A 25,603-nucleotide genomic window follows, 5' to 3' on the forward strand; every position below is an offset into this window, starting at 1 on the left:
CGTATGGAGACGTTGTTCAGCCAAACGAAACAAACAGAGATCAGTCGTGTATGGTGGAAAGAGGCCATCGCCTATCAAATTTATCCACGAAGTTTCAACGATTCGAACGGGGATGGAATCGGTGATCTTCGCGGAATCATTGAAAAGCTCGATTACTTAGAAGACCTTGGAATTGATGTCATTTGGATTTGTCCGATGTACAAATCGCCAAACGATGATAACGGATATGATATTAGTGACTATCAAGACATTATGGATGAGTTTGGGACGATGGAGGATTTTGATGCCTTGCTAGAGGCAGTGCACGCACGAGGGATGAAGCTGTTGCTCGACCTCGTCGTCAACCATACGTCGGACGAACATCCATGGTTCCTTGAATCGAAGAGCTCGAAAGACAATCCGAAACGAGATTGGTATATTTGGCGAGATGGGAAAGATGGGATGCCACCGAGCAACTGGGCGAGTATCTTTGGTGGGTCCGCTTGGAAATATGACGAACCGACCGATCAATATTACTTGCACGTCTTCTCGAAGAAACAACCCGATTTGAATTGGGAAAATCGTGACGTTCGAACGGCTGTCTATGACATGATCAACTGGTGGCTCGATAAAGGGGTCGACGGATTCCGTGTCGATGCGATCAGTCATATTAAAAAGATGCCGACGGAGACGATGCTACCTTCTCCGGACGGAAAGCCGATCGTGACGGCCTTTTCGATGTACTCGAACATTGACGGAATTCATGAATATCTACAAGAGATGAAGCGAGAAACGTTTTCCAAATACGACATTATGACTGTTGGGGAGACGAACGGCATTGAGCCGGAAGAAGCCGACCAATGGATGGGACCAGAGAATGGTGCGATGAATATGGCCTTTCACTTTGATCATGTCGATATCATGCGACGGTCGCGTCTTGCCCCGCTCGATGTCGTCGAGCTGAAACGGATCTTCGATAAATGGCAACAAGGATTACGCGAAACTGGATGGAACGCATTATACATTGAAAATCATGACATGGTGCGAGCGGTATCTCTCGTCGGGGATGAGCATCATTATTGGCGTGAAAGTGCCACGGCGCTTGGGATGATGTACTTCTTCATGCACGGGACACCATTCATTTATCAAGGACAAGAAATCGGGATGAAGAATGTGCCGCTCCCATCCATTCATGACTATGATGATGTCGCGACGAAAAACGAGTACTTCGAACGGATCGCGAACGGGATGAGTGAAATCGACTCGATGCAACAAGTATGGGGCACGTCTCGTGATAACGTCCGGACACCAATCCAGTGGGATGCCTCACCTCATGCTGGTTTCTCGACGACGACCCCGTGGATGCCGATTCATGAAGAGTATGAGACGCTCAACGTCGAGGCACAGCGACACGACCAGCACTCCATTCTGTCGTTCTATAAGGAGATGATCCGTCTTCGTCGAGCTGAGGAAACGTTTACGTATGGTCGTTATCGTGACGTCTTGCCTGAACATAAGCAAGCCTTCGTCTACGAGCGTACGTTTGAAAACAACCGCTTCTTCGTGGTCGTCAACTTGACCGCCAATCCGGCAGAAGTGACCATTCCGGAAATTGCAGGCGCCACGCTTGTCATGACGAATGAGATTGACCCCGAGACGATTGATACGGAAACGTTTATGCTTCGACCATTCGCAGCACGGTTATATCGTTTATGATAGAAAGGTACCTTCCTAGGAGGGTACCTCTTTTGAATGAAGGGTGGGACGAGGATGCATACGATTGAATTTTCCAATGACAACGAGGTCGTACGCATGGTCATTGGTGGTGCCGATCGCGAACGGTTGGAATTGATGATTGATGAGCGACGCGTTACGATTTACGTGAAAGCGTATCTCGATTTTGGAGAGGCGTTCGCTAAGGCGTTTCATTCGTTGAAAGGGACGGCCGCACTCCGTGATGTGGAAGGACAGTATGTCATGGATGTGACCTTTTCGCATCGAGGGGTCAGCGTTCGATTGTATGATCCGTTTCCTAAGAAGACGCTTCAGACCGATCAAAGTTACATGACAGAAACGATGCGACAGATCGGCATCTGGAATAGGCTGTGACAAATGAGGGAAAAGAGCATATGATAGAGATTGACTAAATGGAAAGGGGTGTCGGGTATGGATGGAACGAAACGTGCTGACATTCGCCCAGGACTCCACGTCCAAATCGTTTTAAAACAAGATCAACGAAGCGGAAAGCTGACGAAAGGCGTCGTTCAAGATATATTGACGAACTCGCCACGTCATCCGCACGGAATCAAAGTGCGTTTGAGCGATGGACAGGTCGGTCGTGTGAAAGTGATCGAAGCTGGAGGTGAGTAAGATGAGCGAGAAAAAACTATCTTTTCAAGAGGCGATGAAACAAAAGCTGGCAGAGAAGAAGCAAAATCAAACGAAGGTTCCCACGGGTTTACATGGTACAAAACAGAAACCGTTGACGAGCCAATTGACGAAAAAACCAAATAACCAGAAGAAACGTACTGGTATATAAAAAGCAGTCGCTCCTCAAAAGCGACTGCTTTTTATCTTTTAATCGTGTAACGTGTTTACGAAATAACCATTGTTAAACTGATCAAGAAGTTTTTGATAGTATTTCATTTGATCTATATTTTTGTTTGCAAGAGCCACTTCTGCACCAGACAATAGTTCACCCACGGTAAAGCCAGTTGATACACCACTGTCCTTATAAACGAGCTCAAGGTTCAAGAACGATGGGTCATTTAATAGTACATTGATTTTTGCGGCTGTTAATTGCATAATCAAACGTTTTTCTTCAGTCATTGATTTCGGCGAGCTTGTCATTAGTGCGGACAAGGCCTTTTGTCCTTCGAGTGTACTGACATCATAAGCAATTCCTTGAATATAAACGATTGAGCCATATTCGAACGATACTTTCTCATAGTTGAAGATGTTTTTCCAAAAGCCGATTGTATATACCCCATAATCAACCTCTGGTGGTGGTGTACAATCTTCAACGGTCAGTGTCACATATCGTACCCAAGGATTTCCTGTACCCGGATCACCAGGATAAGCAGTTTCCGTTTCTCCATTAACGATTGTATCTAGGTGGAGGAAGACGTTAAATTGGAAACCGTCTGATTTTAGAACGCTTTCGTTCACACCAAGATAACTTGCTAACGAAGCGTAAGGAATTAAGAGATGTGTTGGATCGACGAGGGATTTTGTTTTAAACTCATATGCGCCAGGACTACCGCGCTCAAGCGATTCACTGGTTAATCGAAAATCAATTTTAATATTTTCAGGTACGTCGGCTAACGTCACTCCGTCATTTAAATCGATGACAATTTTTAAGCCTTCCGCGACAAACTCAAAATCGACGACTCCAATCGGGATGTTTTGCCCTGCATAGATGGTAGAATCAGAATTCGTGGATACACACCACTGTGTCCCTCCGGTCGCTTCCGCCACATTTCCCTTCATAGGCAACAATGACAACACGAAGGCCAATATAACGAACCAAGATAACCACTTCCGATGTCTTTTCATGATTCTTCCTTCTTTCTTCTAGATGACTTTTCATGGTGAACAGAAGGTGGAGACTATAATTATGTAATATCCTGTACAAGTGAAAAACAATGATTGATTAGTGAAAAAAAGTATAAAAAATGAATGGTATTCATACGAGACCGTGTAATGAAAAGACACGGCAAATAAGAAAATGAAGTAAAAATAATGAAATTATATTTTTCTATACGCACTATAAATCATGATTTAATATTTCTAAACATTTTTATGTAAGCGCTTTAAGTACTTATAAATAAGGACTCTGGCTCAGATGATGTGAAAAAAGAGTGAAATCACCTATAAAAAAATTATTGATAATTGTCAGAATCTTTGTATAATTCAGAACTAAGACATCATAAAAAATTCTCAACTTCAGATTCACACAACAGGGAGGAACTTATTCATGGAAGCGATTCAAGGTATGTTACAAGGAAGCGTCGACTTTTTGAACAACATCTTATGGTCGTACGTATTGATCGCCGTTCTCGTCGGAGCCGGGATCTACTTCACGGTCAGAACACGATTTATGCAGTTCCGTTACTTAAAAGAAATGTTACGTACGGTGACAGATAAATCGGACGTTACACTTACAAAAGACGGGAAGAGTATTTCTTCAATGAAATCATTCTTTATCGGTGCCGCGACTCGAATCGGTACAGGTAACCTTGCCGGGGTCACGGTAGCGGTCACACTTGGTGGACCAGGAGCGGTCTTCTGGATGTGGATCGTCGCCCTTCTCGGTGGTGCGACAGCCATGATTGAAAGCACGCTCGCTCAAGTATACAAAGTGAAAGACGATGTCGCGTACCGCGGTGGTCCGGCTTACTACATCGAAAAAGGTTTAAACAACCGTGCACTTGGAATCGTATTCGCGGTTCTCATTGCTGTCACATTCGGACTCATCTTCAACTCTGTTCAATCGAACACGATCGCTGCAGCATTCGATAACGCATTTGGAATCGATGCAGCGATCGGCGGAGCAATCTTAGTTGTTCTTACTGGCCTTGTCATCTTTGGTGGTGTACAACGTGTCGCGAACTTCTCGGCAATCGTCGTACCTGTCATGGCTGTTCTCTACCTTGCTATCGCACTCTACGTTGTCGTTGTGAACTTCGCTGAACTTCCAGGCGTCTTCGCTATGATTTTCCAAAGCGCATTTGGTTTGAATGAAGCAGTCGGTGGTTCAATCGGTGCTGCAATCTCAATGGGTGTACGCCGTGGACTCTTCTCGAACGAAGCAGGTATGGGTTCTGCACCAAACGCAGCAGCTGCTGCTGAAGTATCGCACCCTGCGAAACAAGGTTTCCTTCAATCACTCGGTGTATTCTTGGATACGTTGATCGTATGTACAGCAACTGCAGCGATCATCCTTCTCTCAGACAGCTACGCTGCTGGAAATGGTGAAGGGATTGTCCTTCTTCAAAACGCATTGACTGAGCAAATCGGAACACTTGCTCCAGCATTCATCGCTGTCAGCGTCTTCTTGTTCGCCTTCAGCTCGATCGCAGGAAGCTACTACTACGGTGAAACGAACATCGAATTCATCAAGAAGAGCAAAGGTGTAGTCTTTGGATTCCGTCTTGCGACAATGGCATTCGTTTTCATCGGAGCGGTCGCAAGCCTCGGATTCGTATGGAGCCTCGCTGACCTCTTCATGGCAGGGATGACATTGATCAACATCGCGGCAATCACATTGCTCGGTGGCGTTGCCTTCAAAGTTCTTAAAGATTACGAAGAGCAACGAGCTCAAGGTCTCAACCCACGCTTCTCGGCTCGTAAACTCGGTATCGAGAATACAGAGTGCTGGGATGTGGAAGAAGACGAAGTGGCACAAGGTACTGTTCAAGCAGCAGCAGCCGACGCTTCAAAATCATAATTCGTGAAATGCAACAAACAGGGACCCTGCTAATCGGGGTCCCTGTCTTTTTATGCATGATGACGTATCGGCTTGACGGTTTGTTCCGTCTCCGATTTGTTCAAATACAAGTAACTTCCGGCCACGAACAACGCACCACCGACAATATTGCCGAGTGTGGCGAAGAATAGATTGTAAAGGGCACCGCTAAAGGTGACGAGGTCCGACGGTACATAGTGGAGCGCGAGAGCGAAAACGCCCATGTTCGCAATTGAGTGCTCGAATCCAGCGGCGAAAAATACGACGACCGGAAGCATCGTCAGCATAATCTTCGCGACATCATTGTTCGTTTTGAGTGGCATGAAGATGGCCAAACAGACGAGCACGTTACACAAGATTCCTTTCAAGAAAATAGCAAGGGCGTCTCCACCGATTTTCTTCGCGGCGACGACAGCGAGCAAATGGTCACCCGTCACGTCACCCATACTATGAGCCCCGATGACGAGAAGCGATAGCAAGACGGCACCAATCAAGTTACCGACCCAACTGAGTCCCCATATCTTTACGAGGTCGAACCAAGCGACACGTCCTCGTTTTGCACCAGTGTAGAGATACATGGTGTTGCTCGTGAACAACTCTCCCCCCATCCAGACGATGAAGACGAGTGCCACCGAGAAACTGGCGCCCGCTATCAGCATCGTACCGGGGACATCGATGAACATGTTTCCGACGGTGAATGAGAAGACGACTCCAATCCCGATTAAAAAACCCGCGATTATCGATCGCAACATGTATTGAGGAAATGAATGTTGAAGCAATGATGATTTCTTGAATGCGGCTTCTTCCATATAATCGACGACTTGCTTTTCCATGAAAAGACCTCCTTTAGACCCTTTCAGTCTAGGAGGTCGACGTCAAGTTTGCAATTGTTTTCACAAACTTTCAAGAAGTTCTCAAGAAACCGTTCACATCGCTGCCACGAGTTCAACTTTGATGCGGTCCGGGTCTTCAAAAAATAGTGCTGTATAGTTTGGGCCACCTGCGTGGGGGAAGCGGTCTGCGTACAATTCACGAAACCCGCGGGATGCAAGTTGTTGCCGCACTTCTTCTAGTTGTGCGAGGGAGGACGCATGAAATGCCAAGTGGTTGAGACCAGTCTTTTTTCGGTGATACGGTGGCGCAAGGTGAGTCTCTTCCGTTTGAACGAACACGAGATATGTCTCGCCGTAACGATAACTCCGTCCTTCTGGCCAAGATTGATAGAGCGTGTAATCAAGTTGTTCACAGAGGAGCCATTCCCAGGCACGTATACTGTCGTGTAGGTTTGAAACGTAAAGCTCAACATGGTGAAGCATGAGAATCATCCTTTCGATGGACGTTTGAAAATGGTCCGTTCGGTATAATTGAACTATACAACGAATGAGGGAGGAAACGTATGGATCGGACAGGGCTCGTCTCAAATATTTTGATTGCCGGAAAGACCGGTGTCGGAAAGAGTGCGTTTATCAACTATATATATGGACATGACGTCGCCGAATCGCGTGCTGGAAGTCCGGTCACCGCAGAAGGACTTCACGAATATGAGTATTACGATTTAGAGCGGGGTATCTTGTTTCGTTTTTTTGATACGTGGGGGCTCGAAGCAGACCGCTCTGAAGAGTGGCATCAAGCGATCTTATCCATCGTCCATCAGCGTGAAGGCGCGCTCGATATCGCGGAGTGGTTTCATACAATTTACTACTTGTTGTCGGTGCAGTCAGGACGTGTCGAGGCATACGAGCTCGAGGCGATTTTAAAACCTTTATATGAGCGGGGGAGCAACGTCACCCTCATTCTGACTAACTTCAACGAAGACGACCCGATGAGTGTGCAAAAGGCAGAGGCGATGGAACGGGTATTGTTACGCGAACTGCCGATTGAAGAAGAGGACATCATCCGTGTCAACAGTGTCGAAAAGAAATTACTGACAGGGAAACGCGTCCCGGTCAAAGGGTATGAAGAGGTATGGAAGCGGAATCGGACGAACTTGTGGAAAGACATCGAACGAAAACTCCCCATCAATCTGACGAATCATCTCCTAGACGAGTTAGAGGATTGGAGAATTCGGAGTATCGCTTCGGCAGAGACGATTCGGATGCTGACCCCGCAAGCAATGATCAGTTGGAAAGCTAGAAAAATAGAGAAAGATTTAGAAAATACGCTTGAAGCGGCCGCTTTGACGACGGAAGAGGCGATGGCAGAAGGGGTGCGTCATTATATCCAACTCATGCAGCGGTACCCACTCGTCGGAGAGCAAGCAGACCTTTTGTTTAGAACAAGACGAGTTGAGCTCGGATTTGACTACTCGTTCGGAAAAACAGTTCGAAAGATGGTTCTCGGAATGATTCCTGGAGTGCACTTCATCTACTGGGCATTCAAGCGTCGGGCGGCAGAGCGAGGGATTAAAAAGGCCATCGAGCAACAATATGCATCTGTAAGACAAACGATTGAAGAAGAGATTCGACGCGGCTTTGAGCGCGAGATGGGTCAGCTTGGTCGCACGCTCAACTCATAAGGGGGAAACGTAAATGGAATCGACGAAACGATTTGATTTTAAAGATTATGATTTAAAGGCAGAGCTCGAGCGGCTACGGGGCAATGTCAAAAAACCAAACATCCTCATCGCGGGAGCAACGGGAGCAGGAAAGAGTTCTGTTGTGAACTACGTGTTTGGACGTGATTTGACGAAAGTAGCAGCCGGGGAACCGGTCACAAGAGGAATTCATCAATATACGAGTGATGATATCGCAGTCACCTTGTTCGACAGCGAAGGATATGAGATCGGGAGTGCGCGGCAACAACATTACGAAGAGGAAGTCATCGGGTTTGTGGAGAACGCAAAGCGGCAAGAGGCATCCAAACGAATTCATCTCGTCTGGTATACCATCAACGCTGCGACAAAACGTGTCACAACACTCGACAAGGCCTTGATTCGCCGTCTACGTGAATCGACCGCTGTCGCTGTCTTATTCACACAAATCGATCAGGTCGATTTAGAGGAACTGACGGCATTACGGAATGAACTGAATGGAATCCTTCCGGAAGAAGCGATCTTCCAAGTCAGCATTTCTTCGGAAATATTGAACGATGAAGCGTTGCGTCAATATGTGGATTGGGAACGACTGATTGCGTGGTCGGTTGAACAGCTAGATGCTTCCTTGCAGGAAGGGCTCTTGATGGAGATTCATGCAGAGAGTGAAGCGATGCTCAAGTTAAAGCGTAAAAAGGCGAATCGAATCATCTCTGGCTATGTCGCGAGCGCAGGAACGGCTGCTGCGGTTCCGCTCCCGTTTGCTGATGCCGTGGCATTGACGCCGATTCAAGTGACGATGAGCGTCCATCTATTTCGCTATTGGGGTGTCAAAGCGAGTGATGATTTGTTGAAGACGCTCATTGGAAGTACCATCATTCCACAAATCGGTCGCACGTTATCGAAAACGATCTTATTGAACGTCATGAAGTTTTTCCCGGGAGCGAACGCCGCGGCCGGTGTCATCAATGCGACCGTCGCATCAGGGATCACGTGGGCCATCGGACTCGCCATTAACGAAATCGCCTATCGAAACGCTATGGATTCATCGAAAACGATTGAACAGTTGTTAAATCAAGAGTTCGGGTCACTGTTTGAACAGTATTTGAAGCAAAAGCCGAAGTCGGATCAACCCTCTTAACGCTTTCCATTTGTTAGACTACAAGTAAGTGTAGAGAGGGGGAGAAAGATGAAGAAACGAATCTATATTACGCGTCGCTTGCCAGAAGAGGCAGTCGAACCGCTTCGCGATCAATACGATGTGCGCATGTGGAAGCATGAAGGGGAAAGTGTGCCGCGAGAGGTGCTGTTAGAAGAAGCGTCATCTGCGCATGCGCTCTGGACCATGCTCAGCGACACGATTGACCGTGAAGTGTTTGAGCGTGCCACACAGTTAGAGGTCGTCTCCAATTTGGCGGTCGGATATAACAATATCGATTTGAACGCAGCGAAAGAGAATAGCGTCATCGTCACCAACACACCCGATGTCTTGACGGAAACGACAGCAGATTTGACGTTTGGTCTCATGATGATGACGGCACGACGTCTCGGAGAGGCGGAACGTGACTTGCGCGCCGGGGAGTGGAAGTCCTGGCTGCCGATGGGCTACGTCGGGATGGACCTTTATCAAGCGAAATTGGGTATCATCGGAATGGGGCGAATCGGTGAAGCGGTCGCACGTCGGGCAAGAGGATTTGACATGGAAGTTCTATACCATAACCGGACACGGCGACATGAGTCGGAGTCGATGTATGGCTTCACCTATGCGGAACTCGATGAACTATTGACACAATCCGATTTCGTCGTCGTTCTCGCACCGCTCACGGACGAGACACGGGGAATGCTCGGGGCTAAAGAGTTTGCCAAGATGAAGGAAACATCCATTTTCATCAATGTGGCTCGTGGAGAAATCATCGATGAAAAGGCGCTATATGAAGCACTTAAAGCGAGGAAGATTTGGGGAGCGGGATTAGACGTATTCACAAAAGAACCAATCGACCTCGGTCATCCATTATTGACGCTTCCGAACGTGACGACATTACCGCATATCGGGAGTGCAACGATTCGGACACGTCTGGCGATGATGGCATTGAATCGAGATGCCATCACAAATGTGCTCGAAGGGAAAGAACCGAAGAATCGTTTGACGTAAGAAGAGCCTGACGCGGGTGCGTCAGGCTCTTTGTTACTATGTTAGAAACGTCGGATATTATCCGGATCTTCTACGTCATTTCGATAAGCACGATCATCGAGACCACGTAGTTTTTCCTCGCGATCTGGATTCTTCGTTTCTTTATCCAGTTTATCTTGCTCCGGGTCTACGGGATGGCTTGGGTCGATGGTCTGAGCCTCACGATAAGGTTTTGAGTCGATTTCCAATCCATCGTCAGTATGACTACCGAGATGAGTCGATGATGCGTCTTGATATGGTTTCGAATCGACTGTCACCCCGTCTTGATGACGACGTTCAAAGTCTTCATCCACATAAACGAGGATTTTCCCGGCTTCTACATCGTCATAGTGACGTTTTACTTCCTCTTCGCTCAGTCCCATGTTGCGTAGACCAGCGTGCACGTCTTCATGACCGCTGAGGAACGCCCGAACCTTATCGAACCAGCTCGCTTGATGGGTCGCTTCCGTATGAACATCTGTATCACGTCTCAAAATCGAAACGTTGTCTTCATGTTTTGTGACGACATAAATGTGTGAGTCTTCATACCCTTTCGCTCGCAACTCCTCGATTTTCCCAAGTGCTGCATCCAGCGTATCGTGCATACTGATAAATCGTTTCTCATTCATAGTCGTTCCTCCTTATAATCGGCGATGATCTTCTAATCCAGAATGACCGCGTACAATCGGATCATCCTTTGTACCACGTGGATTCTCGTCGTGATCGTTAAATGGTTTCGCGTCAAAGGCGATCCCATCCGCTTTTTCCCCTTTATCATGATCGAGCTCACTGTCTTTTTTATACATGTTCGGATAGCGGTCGTACGAGTGTCGATCGATGTAGAGTAGAATCTGTCCTTCATCGATTGCATCATAATACTGTTCCGCTTCGGCATCGTTTAGCCCCATATTCCGTAACTCATCACGAATGCGGTCACTTCCGTGTAGGAATGCTTTGACACGGTCAAGCCAATTGACGTCACGGATACCGGACTCGGCATTTACATCCGTGTGATCACGTAACGCAGAAATTTCCCCGTCCCGCTTGGCGACAACATGCATATTTTTTTCAGCTTCCCCTGCAGCTTTCAGCTCTTCCACTTTGTGCATGACTTCCTGTTCTGTCTGGAACAGGCCAATCATTTTTCGTTCTGACATCGAATACCCCCTTTAGAATTTCCAATCTAAAACAAGCGTCACAATAGGAGTAATTTCCGTTCTCGCCATAATCGAAACAAAAAACGCCATCTCCTAAGAGGAGTGGCGTGGTTAGTAATAAAGCATGAGCGTATCGTCTCCGAGAGAACAACGTGTACTCTTCCAGACGAACTCGATTAATGTCCAGATGGCCATAAAGCCACTGATCGCCATTAAAATGAGCGCGTAGAGTGGGGTCAACTGAATGATGAATGACCAACCAATTGTCATTAAGAGCGGTTGAATCAGAAAGATAGACATGATGTAGACGACAACGATGAGCAAGGCGAATGCAATACGCCGACCGAGCGTCTGGATGTAATGTCGAAAACGGGTCAATATGCCGAAGATAGCACCGGTCACGAGGACGGGTAACAGGAAGGCCAGATAATCAATTGGATACGTCGACATAGGGGCGGTGAATAGTCGACCGCTAAAGACATCGTCAATCACGAGCAGTAAGTTGGCGTAGGCAAATGCCAAAATCATACCTAGTAGCCAGCCGAAGCGGTTCCAAATCGTACGAGACGATTTGAGTGCTTCAATCTTTGTGTAGGCGAGGAAGGCAAGGTCGCGCACTTCGATTTCTTTTAACGAAAGCTTGGCTTCGTCCAATTGATTGACGGCCCAATCGAATTCCCGGTTTGCTTGCGCTTTTTCATGAGGTTTTAATTCATCCGAGGCATCGATCAACACGTGATAGCGTCGACGATATTCTTCATTTGTTTCGGGTTGTTCAATGAGGAAACGAGCGTATTCCTGAGGATCTTGGTTTAAAAGACTTTCGAGCGACTGACCACTTTTCTCTGCATGTCGGATATATCCAGCAAGTGCGAGTAGATGGCGATCCGCTTCTGCCTCATTTCCAAGTAGTTCGATGAGGCGCTGGCGCACGTCGTTAAAGAACTGTTGGACGTTCGGGTCGTGAATCATATTCGGTTCCAGGGAGATTCCTCTCCTTTCTCGGTTTGTCATGGTCAAGCCGGAGGTTCGTCGTTATGAGAAAGTTTAAGTGACTCGAAATCACCTTGCTCGATACTTCGAATCAAAATTTCGCTTCCACCCATATTTGTCGAAAGCGGGATGGAGTAGACGTCACAAAGACGCATCAATGCGCTCACATCCGGTTCATGAGGTTGAGCAGTTAATGGGTCTCTGAAAAAGATGATCATATCCATCTCCCCGCGTGCGACGGCAGCACCGATTTCTTGGTCCCCTCCAAGCGGTCCGGATCGGAAGCAATGGACAGGCAAGCCGGTCGCTTCAGCGATTCGCTTACCCGTTGTACCGGTCGCAAACAACTGATGTTTCTTTAGTATATGGGTGTAAGTTTTAATGAGGACGATTAAATCATCTTTCTTCTTGTCGTGAGCCACTAAAGCGATATTCATCCTAAATTCCTCCTAACATGACGTCTCTTGTTATTCGTATCATATTTGACTTCATTTGGCACGATTTCTCTCTTAAACTAACGTACCCATTTCCAATGAATCGTAATAGTCATGTAAACGAATTGACTTACAATTCAGGTTTGATGATTTTGAAATATAGGTATGTATGAAATAGCACTGTTAAATAAAAACAATCATTTCATGTGAAAAAGGAGGAAGATTCGATGAACAACACAACGTATAACTTCAATACGTTCATGTCATGGCTACCAGAGCTTTTGCTGGCAATTGTTATTCTTGTAGTCGGTTACATCTTGGCAAAAGTATTGGAAAACGTGACACGTAAAGCATTGAAGAAAGCACGACTCGATGAGCGAGTGGGTATTCAAAAAGATGGGGAGAAAGGAGAAAAGTGGACCCCTGAACGCATTATCGGGAAAGTCGTGTTCTTTGGGGTATTACTCCTCGCATTCCTGATCATCTTTGAATTCATGAACGTTCCAGCCATTACGGAACCATTCAGTCAAATTTATGAAGGATTCTCTGGACTGATTATCGGTGTCATCAAAGCCGGCCTGATTTTACTCGTTGCCTGGGTCATCGCTACCCTTTTGAAAAAGGGGATTCAAATGGCGGGACATCGTTTGAATTTGAGCAAGTTGATGGAAAAAACGGGGCAAGAATCGACAAGTGTCAATCAAACGAAGTGGGTCGACACGGTCGCGAACATCGTCTTCTATCTCGTGCTCTTATTGGCGCTACCGGCTGTACTTGATGCCCTTGGACTTCGTGGGGTCAGCGGACCATTCGAAGACTTATTGAACAGCTTCCTCGGATTCATTCCGAAACTTGTCGCAGCGGCGCTCATCTTCGCAATCGGTTATGTCGTCGCGAAGATTGTACGTGACATTTTGACGAAGTTCCTTGAAGCAGCAGGGTTAGATCGCTTAGCAGAGCGATTCCATCTTTCTGATTATGTGAAAGGATCGAGTCTTGCGAAAGCGATCGGTACAATCGTCTTCATCTTCATCATGATTCCGGTGACGATTTCGGCGCTTGAAGCGCTCGATATTCGAGGAATCTCGGAACCCGCGATTGCGATGCTCAATGATGTCCTTGTCATGATTCCAGACATTCTCGTTGCAATCGTCCTCGTCCTCGTCGGGGTGTTCGTGGCAAGATGGTTGAAAGGGGTCGTCGTATCCCTTCTTGAGAATCTTGGCGTCAACTCGTTGGCTCAAAAAATGGGTTTCGGGGAACGTGCGTCTTCGATGTCAATCGCTCAAGTGGTCGGTGTCATTGTCCAAGTAATCGTGATCTTGCTCTTCGTATCTGAAGCACTTCAAGTCGCGAATCTTGAGTTCATGGCATCTCTTGCAACAGCCATCTTTGCTTACTTGCCGATGGTCATCGCAGCACTCATCATCTTGGCAGTCGGATTCTGGTTGGCGAACATGGCAGAGCGGTTGGTCGGAAGTGTACTTGTCGATGGAGCAGGACAACCGAGTGCGCTTCGCTACGTAGCGAAGTATGCGATTCTCGGACTCGTCTTCTTCATGGCCGTTAGCCAACTCGGCATCGCACCGGTGATTGTCAATACAGCATTCCTTCTCATTCTTGGGGCCGTTGCCCTCGCCTTCGGTCTTGCTTTCGGTCTTGGTGGTCGCGAGACGGCGGCACGTTATTTGAAAAAGGCGGAGCAACGCATTGATGAAACGGAAGTTTCAAAAGAAGGTCTTGAGCAGGAGAAAGAACAGATGAGCCGCGAAGCGGAAGCTGCAAAACAACAAGCGAAGCAAGGCGTGGAGCAGTCGAAACATGAAGCGGAACAATCGAAACACGAGTTGAAGCGAGATGTTCAAAATCCAAAAGTTGACCATGTGGATGGACCGGAACCGAATCCGTTCCATGAAAACATCACTCCGGATCAGGACAATCGATCACTTGATGATAACGATGGTCCGTTACGCCCATAATCGATGCTTGAACGGGTCTCCTACAAGGAGATCCGTTTTTTTGTGTTCAACTCAAGCATAAATCTGGTCGATAGTAAAAGAAAAGAGTGTAGGGGTGAGGGGAATGTTTGAACGTTTTCAACGGACGCTCGTGATGAACTATATCATCGGCTCGGGTTTGGCCGTCTTTGGAGTAGGTGGTGTCTTTATTTTTCAAACGCTTGACCTGTCCATTCGAGAGATTTTACTACTGTTAGGCATCATGTTGGGGTCAGGGATAGTTATGATTTTCTCAGAACTACTCTTATACCGTCGCCACATTCGACCGATACGACAGCTTTTTATGATCGAATCCCCATCGATTGACGAATTGACGTCGGCATTCGAACAAGCGAGTCGATTCCCGATTTTAACGGTGCAACGGATTTTAGGTCCTCATTTGTTTGGATTATCCATCCCGTCAATTGGTTTAACCGCCGTTTTTATTCAGATGGGGTGGATTGACTTACCTTATCGTTTGATCGGCTTGGCTGCAATCGGGGCCGTCATGATTGCGGTACTACATGCCTTGATTGAATATTTTTTGACGGTTCGATCGGTTGAGCCATTACTTGTATACATGAAAGAAAGGCATCTCGAACTTTATCATCTGCCTATTCATGCAACGTATCGATCATTTAGTGTCCGAACTAAATTATTGATCAGTATGCTCATTACGGGTATCTTTCCCATCATGTTGTTCATGTTGGCGTCGAGTGTCCAATTGTCGACTTCGACTCGAACGGATACGTATTGGAATTGGGCGCTCGTGATTCTTGTCATCATCGTCGGAATTGCGGTGTTATGCAGTTTCTTACTCTATGACAACATCAAACGTCCGATTGGATTTTTGACGTCCGGCATCGAACAGATGGAGTCGGGACAACTTCAGAAAATCGAGAATCCGTACTTAGATGAGTTCGCCCAACTGATTGGGGGATTCAATCAAATGGTTGAGACGGTAACTGCTCGTGAACAAGAAAACGCACAGCTGTTAGACAGCCTCTTCATTTTATTCGCAGCAACGCTCGATGCACGTGATCCCTACACAGCAGGTCATTCGGAGCGTGTCGCGATGTATTCCGTTGAGCTTGCTCGCGCCATTGGCTTACCGCATGCACAAGTCGATTTACTCAATAAGTCAGCACTTCTACATGACATCGGGAAAATTGGAATTCGAGATGACGTCCTACTAAAAGAAGGGAAGCTGACAGACGAAGAGTTTTCAAAAATTCAAGAACATCCGACCATTGGCATCCATATTTTGAGTCAAATTCATTTACCTGCATCGCTTCAACCGATTTTAGCCGGAGTTCGATCGCACCACGAACGAATCGATGGGAAAGGATACCCGGACCGCTTACATGCGGTCGACATTCCGTTATTCGGAAGAATCATGGCGATTGCCGATGCTTATGATGCCATGACATCAGATCGACCCTATCGGTCAGGAATGCCAGTGGAAAAGGCGCTTTCCATATTGGAGAGCGGTCGGGGAACACAATGGGACGCGGAATTTGTGGACGTATTCGTCCAGCTTCGTCGTCAGGGCATATCAGCATAAGAAAAGGAGCAGCACCTCGTGTGCCGCTCCTTTGTCATATAGTTTGAAAGGCATATACCCCGAATACAGCTCCAATGACGACAACGACGAGGTTGACCCGTAGTAGCGCCAGGAAAGTGGCAACCACTCCTCCGAATAAGGCAGACGAGGTGGTGGTCGTGGAGGATAGGACGCCCGGAAAAATCAAACTAGCCAGTACCGCATACGGGATGAAGGAAAGAAATCGTTTCATATATGCCGGTAACGCCAATTCCTTTAGCCAGAGTAGCGGGACAAGGCGAGGGAGATACGTGACAAGTGCCAATCCTAGAACGAGTAGAAACAACGATATCATGTGACCTCTTCCTCCTTAAATACGAAAGCACCGATTCCGGCTGCGACAACGGTCGCGACGATGATTCGAATCCCATCTGAGATTGAGAAGAACGGGGTGATGACCCAATGGAGTATGGCTTGAATAATGATAGCTAAGCTTGCTACGACGAAGACAGGACGAGTCGTTAATGATGGAACGAGTAACCCGATGAACATCGCATATAGCGCAATCCCCATACTCGCCTGTAATGTGCTTGGAAGACCGAAGGCGAGGAAGACCCCCATCCACGTCCCGACGTTCCAAGCAAGAAATGCGATTGTATTCAACCCGAGCACGAACATACCGGAACGGGCCTCTTGACGAGTAGAGGCGATGCTGAACGTTTCGTCGGTCACACCAAACGCGATGGTAGCTAATAGTCTTCGAGATGTACTCTCAATCCGTTGGGATAGTGAGGCGGACATTAAAAAATGGCGAGAGTTTAGAATGAACGTCGTCAAAATGATTTCCCAATACATCGAACCGGCCATCAGAAGTTGTACCGTAATGAACTGACTTGCCCCGGCAAAGATCAAAAAGGACATCGATAATGTGATAGTATTCGGCAAGTTGAAAGATTGTGCCAAAAGACCGAAGGCAATCGCAATCGGGATATATCCGATGGCGACGGGAATGCCGGCGCGTAGTCCTGCGCGAAACGTGGGTTGCGGTGAAGTTGGTGATGTGGGATGAATCGAAGTCGCCATGATAGCCCTCCTCCATAATTAAGATGATTTCTATGTCATTCGGGATGAATAAACGGTTTCCTGCTCAAATGATAAAAAAGAGGGTATACATGTATCGTTAAGGAGGGTGATCACATGAGTCGTGCTGAAGAATTTTTGGCATCCTATCATCGAATCGAGGACTACTTGAGTCGAGAGATGGGAGATGGGCAACATTTCAGTTTTAGTAACATGGTGAATCGGTTAGCGAAACAAAATCCAATCATCGACCGGTATAAAGAAGATTTACATCAGATGAGTCAACTACGAAATGCCATCGTCCATGAGCGGCGTGAACCTGATTTTATTATCGCGGAGCCACACGAGTCGCTTGTTGCATTGATTTTAGAAGTAGAGCGAGAGCTCCTTCATCCACGTCTCGTCATTCCATTGTTTGCGAAATCGGTGGTGACGTTTCAGTCGGAAGATTTTTTGACGGAAGTACTCCGGGAGATTCGAGATAAAAATTATTCGCAATTCCCTGTATATCATGACAATGGGGCTTGGCGCGGACTGTTGACGAAAAAAGGAGTGACCAGTTGGCTAGCCGAAACAATCGACGGGCCCAACTTGTCACTCAAAGGAGTTCGGGTGAAGCACGTGCTCCACCACGATCCGCATATGCACCGGTATCGATTCATTCGAAAGGATGCGACCGTAATCGAGGCACAGCACTGCTTTACGCAAATGAAAGAGGGCGCACGATATGACGCCCTTCTGATTACAGAGACCGGAAATCCGGATGAACCGCTACTCGGCATCATCCGTCCTCAAGATTTATTGAACGCGCTCCGTTGAGGCGAGATGTTCAATGGCGACCTCATATTGGGTAACGGTGTTGCCGAGGACGATTGGTTTCACTTCTGAAGTCCCGTCATCACGTTTCTTATGGGCGTGCTTATAAGCATTGCTGTCGCGCCAGTTCTCAAAGCTGTCTGCATCACGCCACGTGGTCATGATGACGACATGATCCATCGCCTCATCAGACGTATCCGTCAACACTTGCATACGGACAAAGCCATCCATCGCTTCGATTCCTTTTGTCGTTTCGAAGCGTGCTTTGACCGCGTCGGCTTTCCCTTTTTCAACGTCTAGTTTGTTCATCACAATCCACATCCCACATTTCCCCCTATACGAATAAGATGACTCCATTATAACGTGAACAGGGAAATGCCTGAAAAAGGATGCTCACTCAACGTCTGCTCCACCATTCTTCGAACGCCCAGTTCTTCTGCTTCATCATCGTCGCTTCAGTGACACCGACATAACGCAAATGCCAAGGTTCGTAATTGTATCCCGTGATTTTCTCTTTTCCTTTTGGATAGCGGACGATAAATCCATAGAGATGGGCGTTTTGAAGCATCCATTTCCCTTCAGGCGATCGGTCGAAGGATTCATATAGGCCTAGCCGCATGCGTTGACTCGTCATATCAACGGCGAGACCCGTTTGATGTTCACTGTGACCGGGACGTGCCACATATTTTGAAGCGTATGCGACCCCACGTGTGTTGACGTAATAGGCATAGAGTGACTTTTGTGTCGAGTAAGATCGGTAGGCGCTAAGGGCGTATAACGTATGACCTTGCTTCCGACCCGCGTAATACAGTTTAGCCAGAGCATAGGCTGCCTCCGCCGTCATCAAGGTCCGTTCACTCCCTTTTTGATAAACAGTTGGAATGGTTAACGTGACAAGTTGTGGGGAACGATAAGTGGACGGGAGTCCATTCGCCTTGTTGACTAGTCGTAAACGATCGGCAGATGGCATCTTCGGGATACCAGCTTTCAAGTTGGCAGATGGAGTGAAGTACTTCGTATTTCCGATGTAGACGTTCGACCAACTCCGATTATAGGTCGTATAGCGGACTGGGACGTTCGTTCGTAGCGTCTTAAGGATAGGGGAAGATTGCATGGCACGACCGTACAAATAGGTCGTTTTAATCGTGTAACCTGGTTGTGGGGACGAGGATGCCGCTGTCACTGGCGACACTTGAAACAACAGCAGACAAATGACAAAAATACGCAGGGACTTCATGGCAAAACGCCTCCTCGAGAGTTAGATGATGTTCCTTTTCCCGTTTTCTTGATAGACTGTGCATCTTTAATCCGCCTTTAGGTCGGAAGAGGATACGGCTTGGGTCCGATGAAGGTGGGCATGAAATCCGATACAATAAAGATAACGAATGAGATCGTAGAGAGGAGTGAGCGAATGGAAGCTTTAGTCGGTTTACCACTTTTATTGCTCGTCCTATTCTTTGCCTTTTTGTATTTTAATATCAAGGGCTATCGAATATGTGGAAGGACTATAATCGAACGAAATCGATGATTCCGCTTGGTTTTTTCATCGTCGGGATTATCGGGATTTTCACAGGAGTGTGGACGTGGCTCGTCATTTTGATTTACTACGTCGTCCGACCGAAAGACTAAACACTGTATGCAGACGCATACGGTGTTTTTGCTATACTGAGGACGAGGTGTTGAGATGGAGAAATTGATAAAAGCATGGTTTATCGTGACGTTGATCACGTTCGGAATCTTTAAGCTTGGTGAAGTGATGACGACCCCTTACTCGGAAACACCGAGTGAAGGGAATCTATACTGGATTGTTCTCTTAATTGGATGGCCGTTTCTGTTGTTGTTTATTTGGATCACCGTTCGTTTGACACATCGAGTCGTCGCATCCGTGCGACCATTTGGAAAGGTTAGTTTAGCGATTGGAAGTTTCGTCATGGCTGGTATAGCTTGGATGACTAACCAATCGCAGGCGGCGTCTCTTCGAGAAGGAATTCGTTTGTCAGCCAATGAGTCGTACGCAGCAGGATGGAACCAGTTCACGAATATCATCTATATGAATCAGCTGACGTTCTTCCTTTTGACGGTCAGTTGTATGGGAGTAGGAATTCTCTCATCATTCTTCCTGAACAAAAAACAGCGAGACGAAGCCGTGTGAGCTTCGTCTCGCTGTTTTTATAGGTGTTCTTTATAAAGACGTGCATAGCGATCCGCAGCGATGATGGCGTCAGCAACTTCTTCAGGTGTAACATCGAAACCGCTATGAATCGTTTCGCCATCTGCCGTGGCCGCTTTCCCGACCTTCAAGATATCGTCTCGAGATGCATCTTTCAATTTGATATCTTCAAGTGTGACCGGTAAGTCGAGTGCCATATAAAAGGCAACATACTGCTCGAACTCTTCTTGAGGGCGTCCTTCGAGTGCGAGTTGCACGAGTGTTCCAAATGCAACTTTTTCACCGTGCGTCAAATGGTGGATGTCTCCTTCAAGTGCGGTGAATCCATTGTGAATGGCATGGGCTGCAGCCAAGCCACCACTTTCAAAGCCGAGCCCGCTCAATAAGGTGTTGGCTTCCACAACAGCTTCAAGCGCAGGTGTGACGACTTTTGCTTTCACAGCTTCATACGCTTGAATCCCATATGTGAATAGAACCTCTTCACACCGTTCGGCAATCGCCTCCGCCGCAAGTGTCGGGACACCGCCAGCCATCGTCTTGCCTCCGAATGCCAGGACACTTCGCACTTCCACCCACGTGGCCAATGCATCGGCAATACCTGACGCTAAGAAGCGTGGCGGTGCTTGTGCAATCAATTCCGTATCCACAAGGACGAGATCCGGATTCTTTTTATAGAAACGGTAGCTTTCGAAATTGCCTTCATCTGTATATATGACCGACAATGCGCTCGTCGGTGCATCCGTAGAGGCGATGGTCGGTACAATGACGATACGCGCATCCAATTCATCTGCGACCGCTTTTGCTGTATCGAGCGTTTTCCCACCGCCGAGACCGATAACAAACGCTGTTTCATGCTTCTTAGCGTCTGTAGCGATTCGAATGATTTCGTGCTTCGACGCTTCTCCGATGAAATCAGCTTTCGTCGCCTTGAGCTGGCTCGCTTGCAGAGACTGGGTCACCCGTTCGCCGATCAACTCCCATACGACGTCATCCGCGATGAGTAAAGCGTTGGAACCGAAGTGAGCGACAAACTCTCCGATGCGATCAATCGTTTGTTTCCCTTGCACATACTTGGCCGGACTGATGAAAATGCGTTCTGACATAGTGAACTCCATCCTTTCATATCAGGTTTGGTGTAAGTGCTTACAAGGCAATCATACTACAACTGGTAAAAAATATACGTGAAGATTACATGAAGAACGGCAGCTGACCAAGCACAAGCAATAGGATGATGATGGCGACGACAATGAGAAATCCCCAGTCGTTCATTCGTTTCGTCATAGCACACGTCTCCTTCATGGGTTGGAATTGCAATTCTTCCTCAGTATAGAGGGTGGTAAGAAAAAGGGAGGATGAATAAATAACCAGGTTAAAAAAAGTTACGCCTTGTCATGAGCGGACAGGTCATCAGGTTTAACAGATGATGAATCGGGAACACTAGAGTCGTATGTTGATTTTCTTGAAGGAGGAATTGAGTATGTCGAAACATGTACTGATTGTCACAACGTCAGCAAACCAATTATCAAATGGTCATGCAACGGGACTTTGGCTTGAAGAGTTTGCCGTTCCTTATTTATTGTTCGAAAAAGAAGGGTATAAAGTGACGGTCGCGAGTATCGAAGGTGGAGACGTGCCAATCGATGCGAATAGTTTAGAAGATGGTTTGTCAGAAGACATTCTCAATACACGGGAATTGCTCAAAGACACAGCTCGTCTCGATCAAGTCGCAGACGAGTCGTACGATGCAATCTTCTTACCGGGTGGTCACGGGACAGTTGTTGATTTCCCAGAAAATGAAACGTTACAACGTGTCATTCGCAATGTATACGAGAGTGGAAATATTGTCGGGGCAGTTTGCCACGGACCAATTGGATTGGTCAATGTGAAACTCAGCAACGATGAGCCACTCGTTAAAGATAAACAGGTGACAGGGTTCACCGATGCAGAAGAAAAAGAGATGCAACTCGATTCTGCCGTCCCGTTCCTACTTGAAACAGGACTACGCAATCAAGGCGGGCAGTTCAAGGGAGCTGACAACTGGGCGGTGAATGTGGCGGTTGATGAACGTCTCGTCACGGGTCAGAATCCTCAGTCTTCTGAAGCGGTCGGGAAAGAACTTGTTAAGTTACTCGGATAATCGTGTGAAGCAACTTCGAATGTCGAAGTTGCTTTTTTGTTTTTTGGACATATGTCCTATTCAAGTCATCTCTCTTTTCGTAAAGTCAGACGAAGAGAAAGGGGAATGACATGGGAATTTTATTTGCCATCTTGTCAGGGACGTTCATCGCCCTTCAAGGAATCTTTAATGCAAAACTAGGAGATGCGGTAGGCGCATGGATGTCCGTCACTATCGTTCATTTTGTCGGACTTCTGTTAGCACTCGCGATTTACTTCTTCAAGCGGGATGCGGACATGACAGCCTTCAAACGTGTGCCTTGGTATTATAGTTTAGGAGGATTGTTCGGGGTATTCGTTGTCTTCGGCGAATTGACGGCGATTCAACAACTCGGGGTCACATGGGCAATTTGTGTATTGCTTGTGGCACAATTAGTAGGAGCCTTCATCATCGATTTGAACGGTTGGTTTGGTGTCAAACGGAAACCGATGAACACGGGACAGGTCATGGGACTCGTCTTGATGGTCGTTGGGATCGGAATCTATACATTTTCTTAAGGAGTTCACTTTACATGATGAATATTATGGATGCACTGACACGATTGCAGTGGAATCATCTGTTTTCGAATGAAACGCTTGAGTCCTCGTCCGTAGTGACATATGCGTCTGGGACCATGTTATGTTCGAACGATCAGCACATCGAATCTTTATTCGTCGTCCTTGAAGGGCGTGTCAAAATTTATACGCTCAGTGAAGAAGGGAAATTGCGATTGTTGCGTCTGAAGGCTGCTCCAACATTGATTGGAGATATCGAGTATGCGAGCGGACGCAATGTATTGCATACGGTTGAAGCGGTCGGTCCCGTGACGTGTCTGCGCATCCCTTTCGAGGCGCTTCGACGATATAATCGCACGGTCGAATTCACGGAGCATCTGTTACGAGGCGTGTCCGAAAAATTATTCATCGAGGCAAACGCCTCGTCGAATCATCTCATGTCGACTTTAGAAGAGCGCTTGGCCGGTTACTTGATTTCACTCAGTGAATCAGGGAATGAACTGTTTCAAGCGGAGATGAGTCAACTGAAGCGTAAAGAAGTCGCAGAGTGGCTAGGGACGAGTTATCGTCACTTGAACCGAACGTTGCAGGCATTCGTGGATGAAGGATTGGTCAAACGAACGAGAAAAGAAGTCATCATTTTAAATAGTGAGCGATTGAAAGAACGTGCGAACGGCATGTTTTATGAGTAAGGAGGGGTTATATGATTTTTGGTATCATCTGTTCGGCTGTGGCTGGGGCATTTATTAGCGTACAGGCGGCGGTCAACGCGAAAATGAACACAAATTTAGGGGCTTGGGCCACCACCGTATTGGTCTTTATCGTTGGTTTGGTCGGATCCATCATCCCGTTGTTATTATTTGGAGGAAACCTTGCTGGATTACGTGACTTGTCGCCGATCTATTGGCTTGGTGGTTTGCTTGGGGTCGGGGTCGTGTACTGTGTCATGCGCAGCATCCAGTTACTCGGACCCACATTGTCTGTGTCACTCATTCTCGTGTCACAACTCATTTGGGCGTTAGTCGTCGATTTATATGGCGCCTTCGGGATGCCTCAAATCACGTTATCGGCCGGACAAATTGTAGGGCTCACCATCCTTCTTGTCGGGGTCATTCTCTTTAAACAGTCTCAGACGGCGGCTATCGCCAAACAAGCTGTCAACGAAGCCACTTCTTGAGGAGTGGCTATTTTTCTGAGCAAAACGGGTACAGGTTGGTAACGATTTTTTGATAAAATGAAGCAGTATGCTTTAAAAATTAGCTGAGGTGATGAAAAAAGTGGATTCTTCCATAGTGATTGATTTGTTGATTGTTTTGTTTTTGATTGTGTTGAACGGGATTTTTGCGATGACAGAAATTGCGCTCATCTCATCGAAACCTGCAAAACTTGAGGTTGAAGCAAATCGAGGAAAACGAAGTGCCAAGATTGCGCTTCATTATTCGAAAGACCCGACAGATTTGTTGTCGACCGTTCAAGTCGGAATCACATTGATTGGGATTATTAACGGGGCATACGGGGGCGCACGCTTCTCGGCACCGCTCGCATCGGCATTTGAACAAGCCGGAATGAGTACGCAGTATGCCGGAACCGTTGCTTATGTGGCCGTCGTTACGATTATTACGTATCTGTCGCTCATCATTGGTGAATTGGTCCCGAAACGGATTGCGCTCGTCTCGCCTGAAAAAGTAACGATGGCAATCATTCCGTCGCTCGATCTATTCAGTAAGTTGATGCGCCCATTCATTTGGATTTTATCGAAATCGACACTCTTTTTGTTCAAATTGTTAGGGTTGAAGGCGGAACAGACGAGTGGGGAGACTGAGCTCGAGATCAAACAACTCTTGTTTGAAGGCGCCCAGCAAGGTCAGTTCGCCCATGAAGAAGTGCAACAAGTCGAACGCGTCTTTGCGTTCCATGATCAATTGATTTATGAGCTCATGCAACCTCGGACGACGCTTGAATGGGTCGACTTAGAGGATGACATGGATGATATTAAGAAATCGATTTATGAAAGTAAACATAACAAGTTACCGGTCGGGCGCGACTCGCTTGACGACTTTGTCGGGTACATCGATGTACGTGACATCTTGACGTTGCCGACACTGCGTGAGCGGTCACAGATTTTGAAGCGCATCAAACAGCCGCTCATCGTTCCAAAACAGCGAGAGGCGAGCCAAGTGCTTCAAATGATGCAGAAAAATGGTGTGGAAATCGCCTTTGTTTTAGATGAATACGGCGGATTCCTTGGTATGGTCACCTTGTTCGATATTTTGGAAGAAATCGTCGGAGAGGTGATGATTGAAGAGGATACACCAGAAGTGGTTCGTCGTGAAGATGGATCGTATTTGGCGGATGGGTTACTCGGAATAGAGGATTTGAAGCGAACGTTCGAGATTCGGGATGACCGATTCGACGAAGGGCGCAACTCCTATCATACGCTCGCAGGACTCGTCATTTACGCACTTGGTGATTTTCCGAAACGGGGCGATGTGGTCGAAGCGTACGGTCTTCGCTTTGAAGTCGTGGATATGGACGGAAAGCGTGTCGACCAAGTACTTGTATCGGAATTACCATCAACGGAAATCGAGGAAGAGTGA

At 47.1% G+C, this 25,603-nt stretch carries 30 protein-coding genes; 18 read left to right on the forward strand and 12 right to left on the reverse strand.

What is annotated here, in order from left to right; all coding sequences use genetic code 11:
- The first annotated feature begins 39 nt into the window (after positions 1–39).
- Genes KNO73_RS09965 through KNO73_RS09980 form a run of 4 tightly spaced genes read left to right on the forward strand, consistent with a single transcriptional unit; the run spans position 40 to position 2,518 of the window.
- Positions 40–1,695: a glycoside hydrolase family 13 protein gene (locus KNO73_RS09965; RefSeq protein ID WP_215112489.1), complete on the forward strand. Its 1,656-nt coding sequence runs from the start codon at positions 40–42 to the stop codon at positions 1,693–1,695.
- 54 nt (positions 1,696–1,749) lie between these two features.
- Positions 1,750–2,088 carry a hypothetical protein gene (locus KNO73_RS09970; RefSeq protein WP_078146028.1) on the forward strand — a complete coding sequence of 113 codons (339 nt, stop codon included), beginning with the start codon at positions 1,750–1,752 and terminating at the stop codon, positions 2,086–2,088.
- Positions 2,089–2,145: 57 nt separating this feature from the next.
- Entirely contained in the window at positions 2,146–2,349 is a 204-nt protein-coding gene (locus tag KNO73_RS09975) for a YwbE family protein (RefSeq protein ID WP_015880320.1), read from the forward strand.
- 1 nt (position 2,350) lies between these two features.
- Positions 2,351–2,518, forward strand: a complete 168-nt coding sequence (locus KNO73_RS09980; protein WP_015880321.1) for a hypothetical protein — start codon at positions 2,351–2,353, stop codon at positions 2,516–2,518.
- 38 nt (positions 2,519–2,556) lie between these two features.
- On the opposite strand, the gene KNO73_RS09985 is transcribed toward KNO73_RS09980, so the two are convergent.
- Positions 2,557–3,534 carry a hypothetical protein gene (locus KNO73_RS09985; protein ID WP_214688958.1) on the reverse strand — a complete coding sequence of 326 codons (978 nt, stop codon included), beginning with the start codon at positions 3,532–3,534 and terminating at the stop codon, positions 2,557–2,559.
- 421 nt (positions 3,535–3,955) lie between these two features.
- Between KNO73_RS09985 and KNO73_RS09990 the strand changes: the two genes are divergently transcribed.
- Complete coding sequence (locus tag KNO73_RS09990) at positions 3,956–5,428, forward strand: alanine/glycine:cation symporter family protein (RefSeq protein ID WP_078146030.1); 1,473 nt, start codon at positions 3,956–3,958, stop codon at positions 5,426–5,428.
- A 50-nt stretch (positions 5,429–5,478) separates the two neighbouring features.
- On the opposite strand, the gene KNO73_RS09995 is transcribed toward KNO73_RS09990, so the two are convergent.
- Positions 5,479–6,279, reverse strand: a complete 801-nt coding sequence (locus KNO73_RS09995; protein WP_078146031.1) for a formate/nitrite transporter family protein — start codon at positions 6,277–6,279, stop codon at positions 5,479–5,481.
- A gap of 93 nt (positions 6,280–6,372) precedes the next feature.
- Entirely contained in the window at positions 6,373–6,762 is a 390-nt protein-coding gene (locus KNO73_RS10000) for a VOC family protein (protein ID WP_215112443.1), read from the reverse strand.
- Positions 6,763–6,842: 80 nt separating this feature from the next.
- Here KNO73_RS10000 and KNO73_RS10005 point away from each other — a divergent pair, with 80 nt between their 5' ends.
- The 3 genes from KNO73_RS10005 to KNO73_RS10015 are packed head-to-tail and all read left to right on the forward strand — an operon-like array spanning position 6,843 to position 10,128.
- Positions 6,843–7,961 carry a GTPase gene (locus tag KNO73_RS10005; RefSeq protein WP_215112444.1) on the forward strand — a complete coding sequence of 373 codons (1,119 nt, stop codon included), beginning with the start codon at positions 6,843–6,845 and terminating at the stop codon, positions 7,959–7,961.
- Positions 7,962–7,974: 13 nt separating this feature from the next.
- The gene (locus tag KNO73_RS10010) at positions 7,975–9,117 is read left to right on the forward strand and encodes a YcjF family protein (RefSeq protein ID WP_215112445.1); all 1,143 of its coding nucleotides are present in this window, start codon (positions 7,975–7,977) and stop codon (positions 9,115–9,117) included.
- A 48-nt stretch (positions 9,118–9,165) separates the two neighbouring features.
- A complete protein-coding gene (locus KNO73_RS10015) occupies positions 9,166–10,128 on the forward strand; it encodes a 2-hydroxyacid dehydrogenase (RefSeq protein WP_214688954.1) in 963 nt (320 codons plus the stop codon).
- A 41-nt stretch (positions 10,129–10,169) separates the two neighbouring features.
- On the opposite strand, the gene KNO73_RS10020 is transcribed toward KNO73_RS10015, so the two are convergent.
- The 4 genes from KNO73_RS10020 to mgsA form a co-directional block, all read right to left on the reverse strand.
- Complete coding sequence (locus tag KNO73_RS10020) at positions 10,170–10,775, reverse strand: YflT domain-containing protein (RefSeq protein ID WP_214685007.1); 606 nt, start codon at positions 10,773–10,775, stop codon at positions 10,170–10,172.
- A gap of 12 nt (positions 10,776–10,787) precedes the next feature.
- Positions 10,788–11,303 carry a YflT domain-containing protein gene (locus KNO73_RS10025; RefSeq protein WP_078146037.1) on the reverse strand — a complete coding sequence of 172 codons (516 nt, stop codon included), beginning with the start codon at positions 11,301–11,303 and terminating at the stop codon, positions 10,788–10,790.
- Between the two features lie 111 nt (positions 11,304–11,414).
- A complete protein-coding gene (locus KNO73_RS10030; protein WP_078146038.1) occupies positions 11,415–12,275 on the reverse strand; it encodes a hypothetical protein in 861 nt (286 codons plus the stop codon).
- A gap of 44 nt (positions 12,276–12,319) precedes the next feature.
- A complete protein-coding gene (mgsA, locus tag KNO73_RS10035) occupies positions 12,320–12,733 on the reverse strand; it encodes a methylglyoxal synthase (RefSeq protein ID WP_078146039.1) in 414 nt (137 codons plus the stop codon).
- A 224-nt stretch (positions 12,734–12,957) separates the two neighbouring features.
- Here mgsA and KNO73_RS10040 point away from each other — a divergent pair, with 224 nt between their 5' ends.
- Both KNO73_RS10040 and KNO73_RS10045 read left to right on the forward strand, forming a co-directional pair.
- On the forward strand, positions 12,958–14,709 hold the full coding sequence (locus KNO73_RS10040) for a mechanosensitive ion channel (RefSeq protein WP_214757626.1): 1,752 nt from the start codon (positions 12,958–12,960) through the stop codon (positions 14,707–14,709).
- Between the two features lie 103 nt (positions 14,710–14,812).
- On the forward strand, positions 14,813–16,291 hold the full coding sequence (locus KNO73_RS10045; protein ID WP_214691366.1) for an HD-GYP domain-containing protein: 1,479 nt from the start codon (positions 14,813–14,815) through the stop codon (positions 16,289–16,291).
- A 34-nt stretch (positions 16,292–16,325) separates the two neighbouring features.
- Here the strand turns inward: KNO73_RS10045 and KNO73_RS10050 are convergent, their stop codons facing one another.
- Both KNO73_RS10050 and KNO73_RS10055 read right to left on the reverse strand, forming a co-directional pair.
- Positions 16,326–16,625, reverse strand: coding sequence for an AzlD domain-containing protein (locus KNO73_RS10050; protein ID WP_074035113.1), 300 nt, complete (start codon positions 16,623–16,625; stop codon positions 16,326–16,328).
- A complete protein-coding gene (locus tag KNO73_RS10055) occupies positions 16,622–17,353 on the reverse strand; it encodes an AzlC family ABC transporter permease (RefSeq protein WP_078146042.1) in 732 nt (243 codons plus the stop codon). The genes KNO73_RS10050 and KNO73_RS10055 overlap by 4 nt, the downstream gene beginning before the upstream one ends.
- A gap of 114 nt (positions 17,354–17,467) precedes the next feature.
- Here KNO73_RS10055 and KNO73_RS10060 point away from each other — a divergent pair, with 114 nt between their 5' ends.
- Positions 17,468–18,169: a CBS domain-containing protein gene (locus KNO73_RS10060; protein ID WP_215112446.1), complete on the forward strand. Its 702-nt coding sequence runs from the start codon at positions 17,468–17,470 to the stop codon at positions 18,167–18,169.
- Here KNO73_RS10060 and KNO73_RS10065 read toward each other — a convergent pair.
- Together KNO73_RS10065 and KNO73_RS10070 are read right to left on the reverse strand one after the other, a co-directional pair.
- Positions 18,149–18,487, reverse strand: a complete 339-nt coding sequence (locus KNO73_RS10065) for an antibiotic biosynthesis monooxygenase (protein ID WP_074035108.1) — start codon at positions 18,485–18,487, stop codon at positions 18,149–18,151. The genes KNO73_RS10060 and KNO73_RS10065 overlap by 21 nt on opposite strands.
- Before the next feature lie 76 nt (positions 18,488–18,563).
- Positions 18,564–19,403 (reverse strand): M15 family metallopeptidase, encoded by an 840-nt coding sequence (locus KNO73_RS10070; RefSeq protein WP_078146043.1) that lies wholly within the window; start codon positions 19,401–19,403, stop codon positions 18,564–18,566.
- A gap of 257 nt (positions 19,404–19,660) precedes the next feature.
- Here KNO73_RS10070 and KNO73_RS15095 point away from each other — a divergent pair, with 257 nt between their 5' ends.
- Both KNO73_RS15095 and KNO73_RS10080 read left to right on the forward strand, forming a co-directional pair.
- Positions 19,661–19,795, forward strand: a complete 135-nt coding sequence (locus KNO73_RS15095; RefSeq protein ID WP_270812518.1) for a hypothetical protein — start codon at positions 19,661–19,663, stop codon at positions 19,793–19,795.
- Between the two features lie 55 nt (positions 19,796–19,850).
- A complete protein-coding gene (locus tag KNO73_RS10080) occupies positions 19,851–20,318 on the forward strand; it encodes a hypothetical protein (protein WP_214688947.1) in 468 nt (155 codons plus the stop codon).
- 17 nt (positions 20,319–20,335) lie between these two features.
- Here KNO73_RS10080 and KNO73_RS10085 read toward each other — a convergent pair whose 3' ends face one another.
- On the reverse strand, positions 20,336–21,439 hold the full coding sequence (locus KNO73_RS10085) for a glycerol dehydrogenase (protein ID WP_214685021.1): 1,104 nt from the start codon (positions 21,437–21,439) through the stop codon (positions 20,336–20,338).
- Positions 21,440–21,813: 374 nt separating this feature from the next.
- Here KNO73_RS10085 and KNO73_RS10090 point away from each other — a divergent pair, with 374 nt between their 5' ends.
- The 5 genes from KNO73_RS10090 (at position 21,814) to KNO73_RS10110 (ending at position 25,603) form a co-directional block, all read left to right on the forward strand.
- Positions 21,814–22,473, forward strand: coding sequence for a type 1 glutamine amidotransferase domain-containing protein (locus KNO73_RS10090; RefSeq protein ID WP_015880344.1), 660 nt, complete (start codon positions 21,814–21,816; stop codon positions 22,471–22,473).
- A 110-nt stretch (positions 22,474–22,583) separates the two neighbouring features.
- Positions 22,584–23,009, forward strand: a complete 426-nt coding sequence (locus KNO73_RS10095; RefSeq protein WP_015880345.1) for a DMT family transporter — start codon at positions 22,584–22,586, stop codon at positions 23,007–23,009.
- 14 nt (positions 23,010–23,023) lie between these two features.
- The gene (locus KNO73_RS10100; RefSeq protein WP_015880346.1) at positions 23,024–23,698 is read left to right on the forward strand and encodes a Crp/Fnr family transcriptional regulator; all 675 of its coding nucleotides are present in this window, start codon (positions 23,024–23,026) and stop codon (positions 23,696–23,698) included.
- 11 nt (positions 23,699–23,709) lie between these two features.
- Positions 23,710–24,183, forward strand: coding sequence for a DMT family transporter (locus KNO73_RS10105; RefSeq protein WP_031424261.1), 474 nt, complete (start codon positions 23,710–23,712; stop codon positions 24,181–24,183).
- 91 nt (positions 24,184–24,274) lie between these two features.
- Positions 24,275–25,603, forward strand: coding sequence for a hemolysin family protein (locus tag KNO73_RS10110; protein ID WP_215112447.1), 1,329 nt, complete (start codon positions 24,275–24,277; stop codon positions 25,601–25,603).

The sequence above is a fragment of the Exiguobacterium sp. s83 genome (assembly GCF_018617095.1).
In the GTDB taxonomy this organism is placed as follows: Bacteria; Bacillota; Bacilli; order Exiguobacteriales; family Exiguobacteriaceae; genus Exiguobacterium; species Exiguobacterium profundum.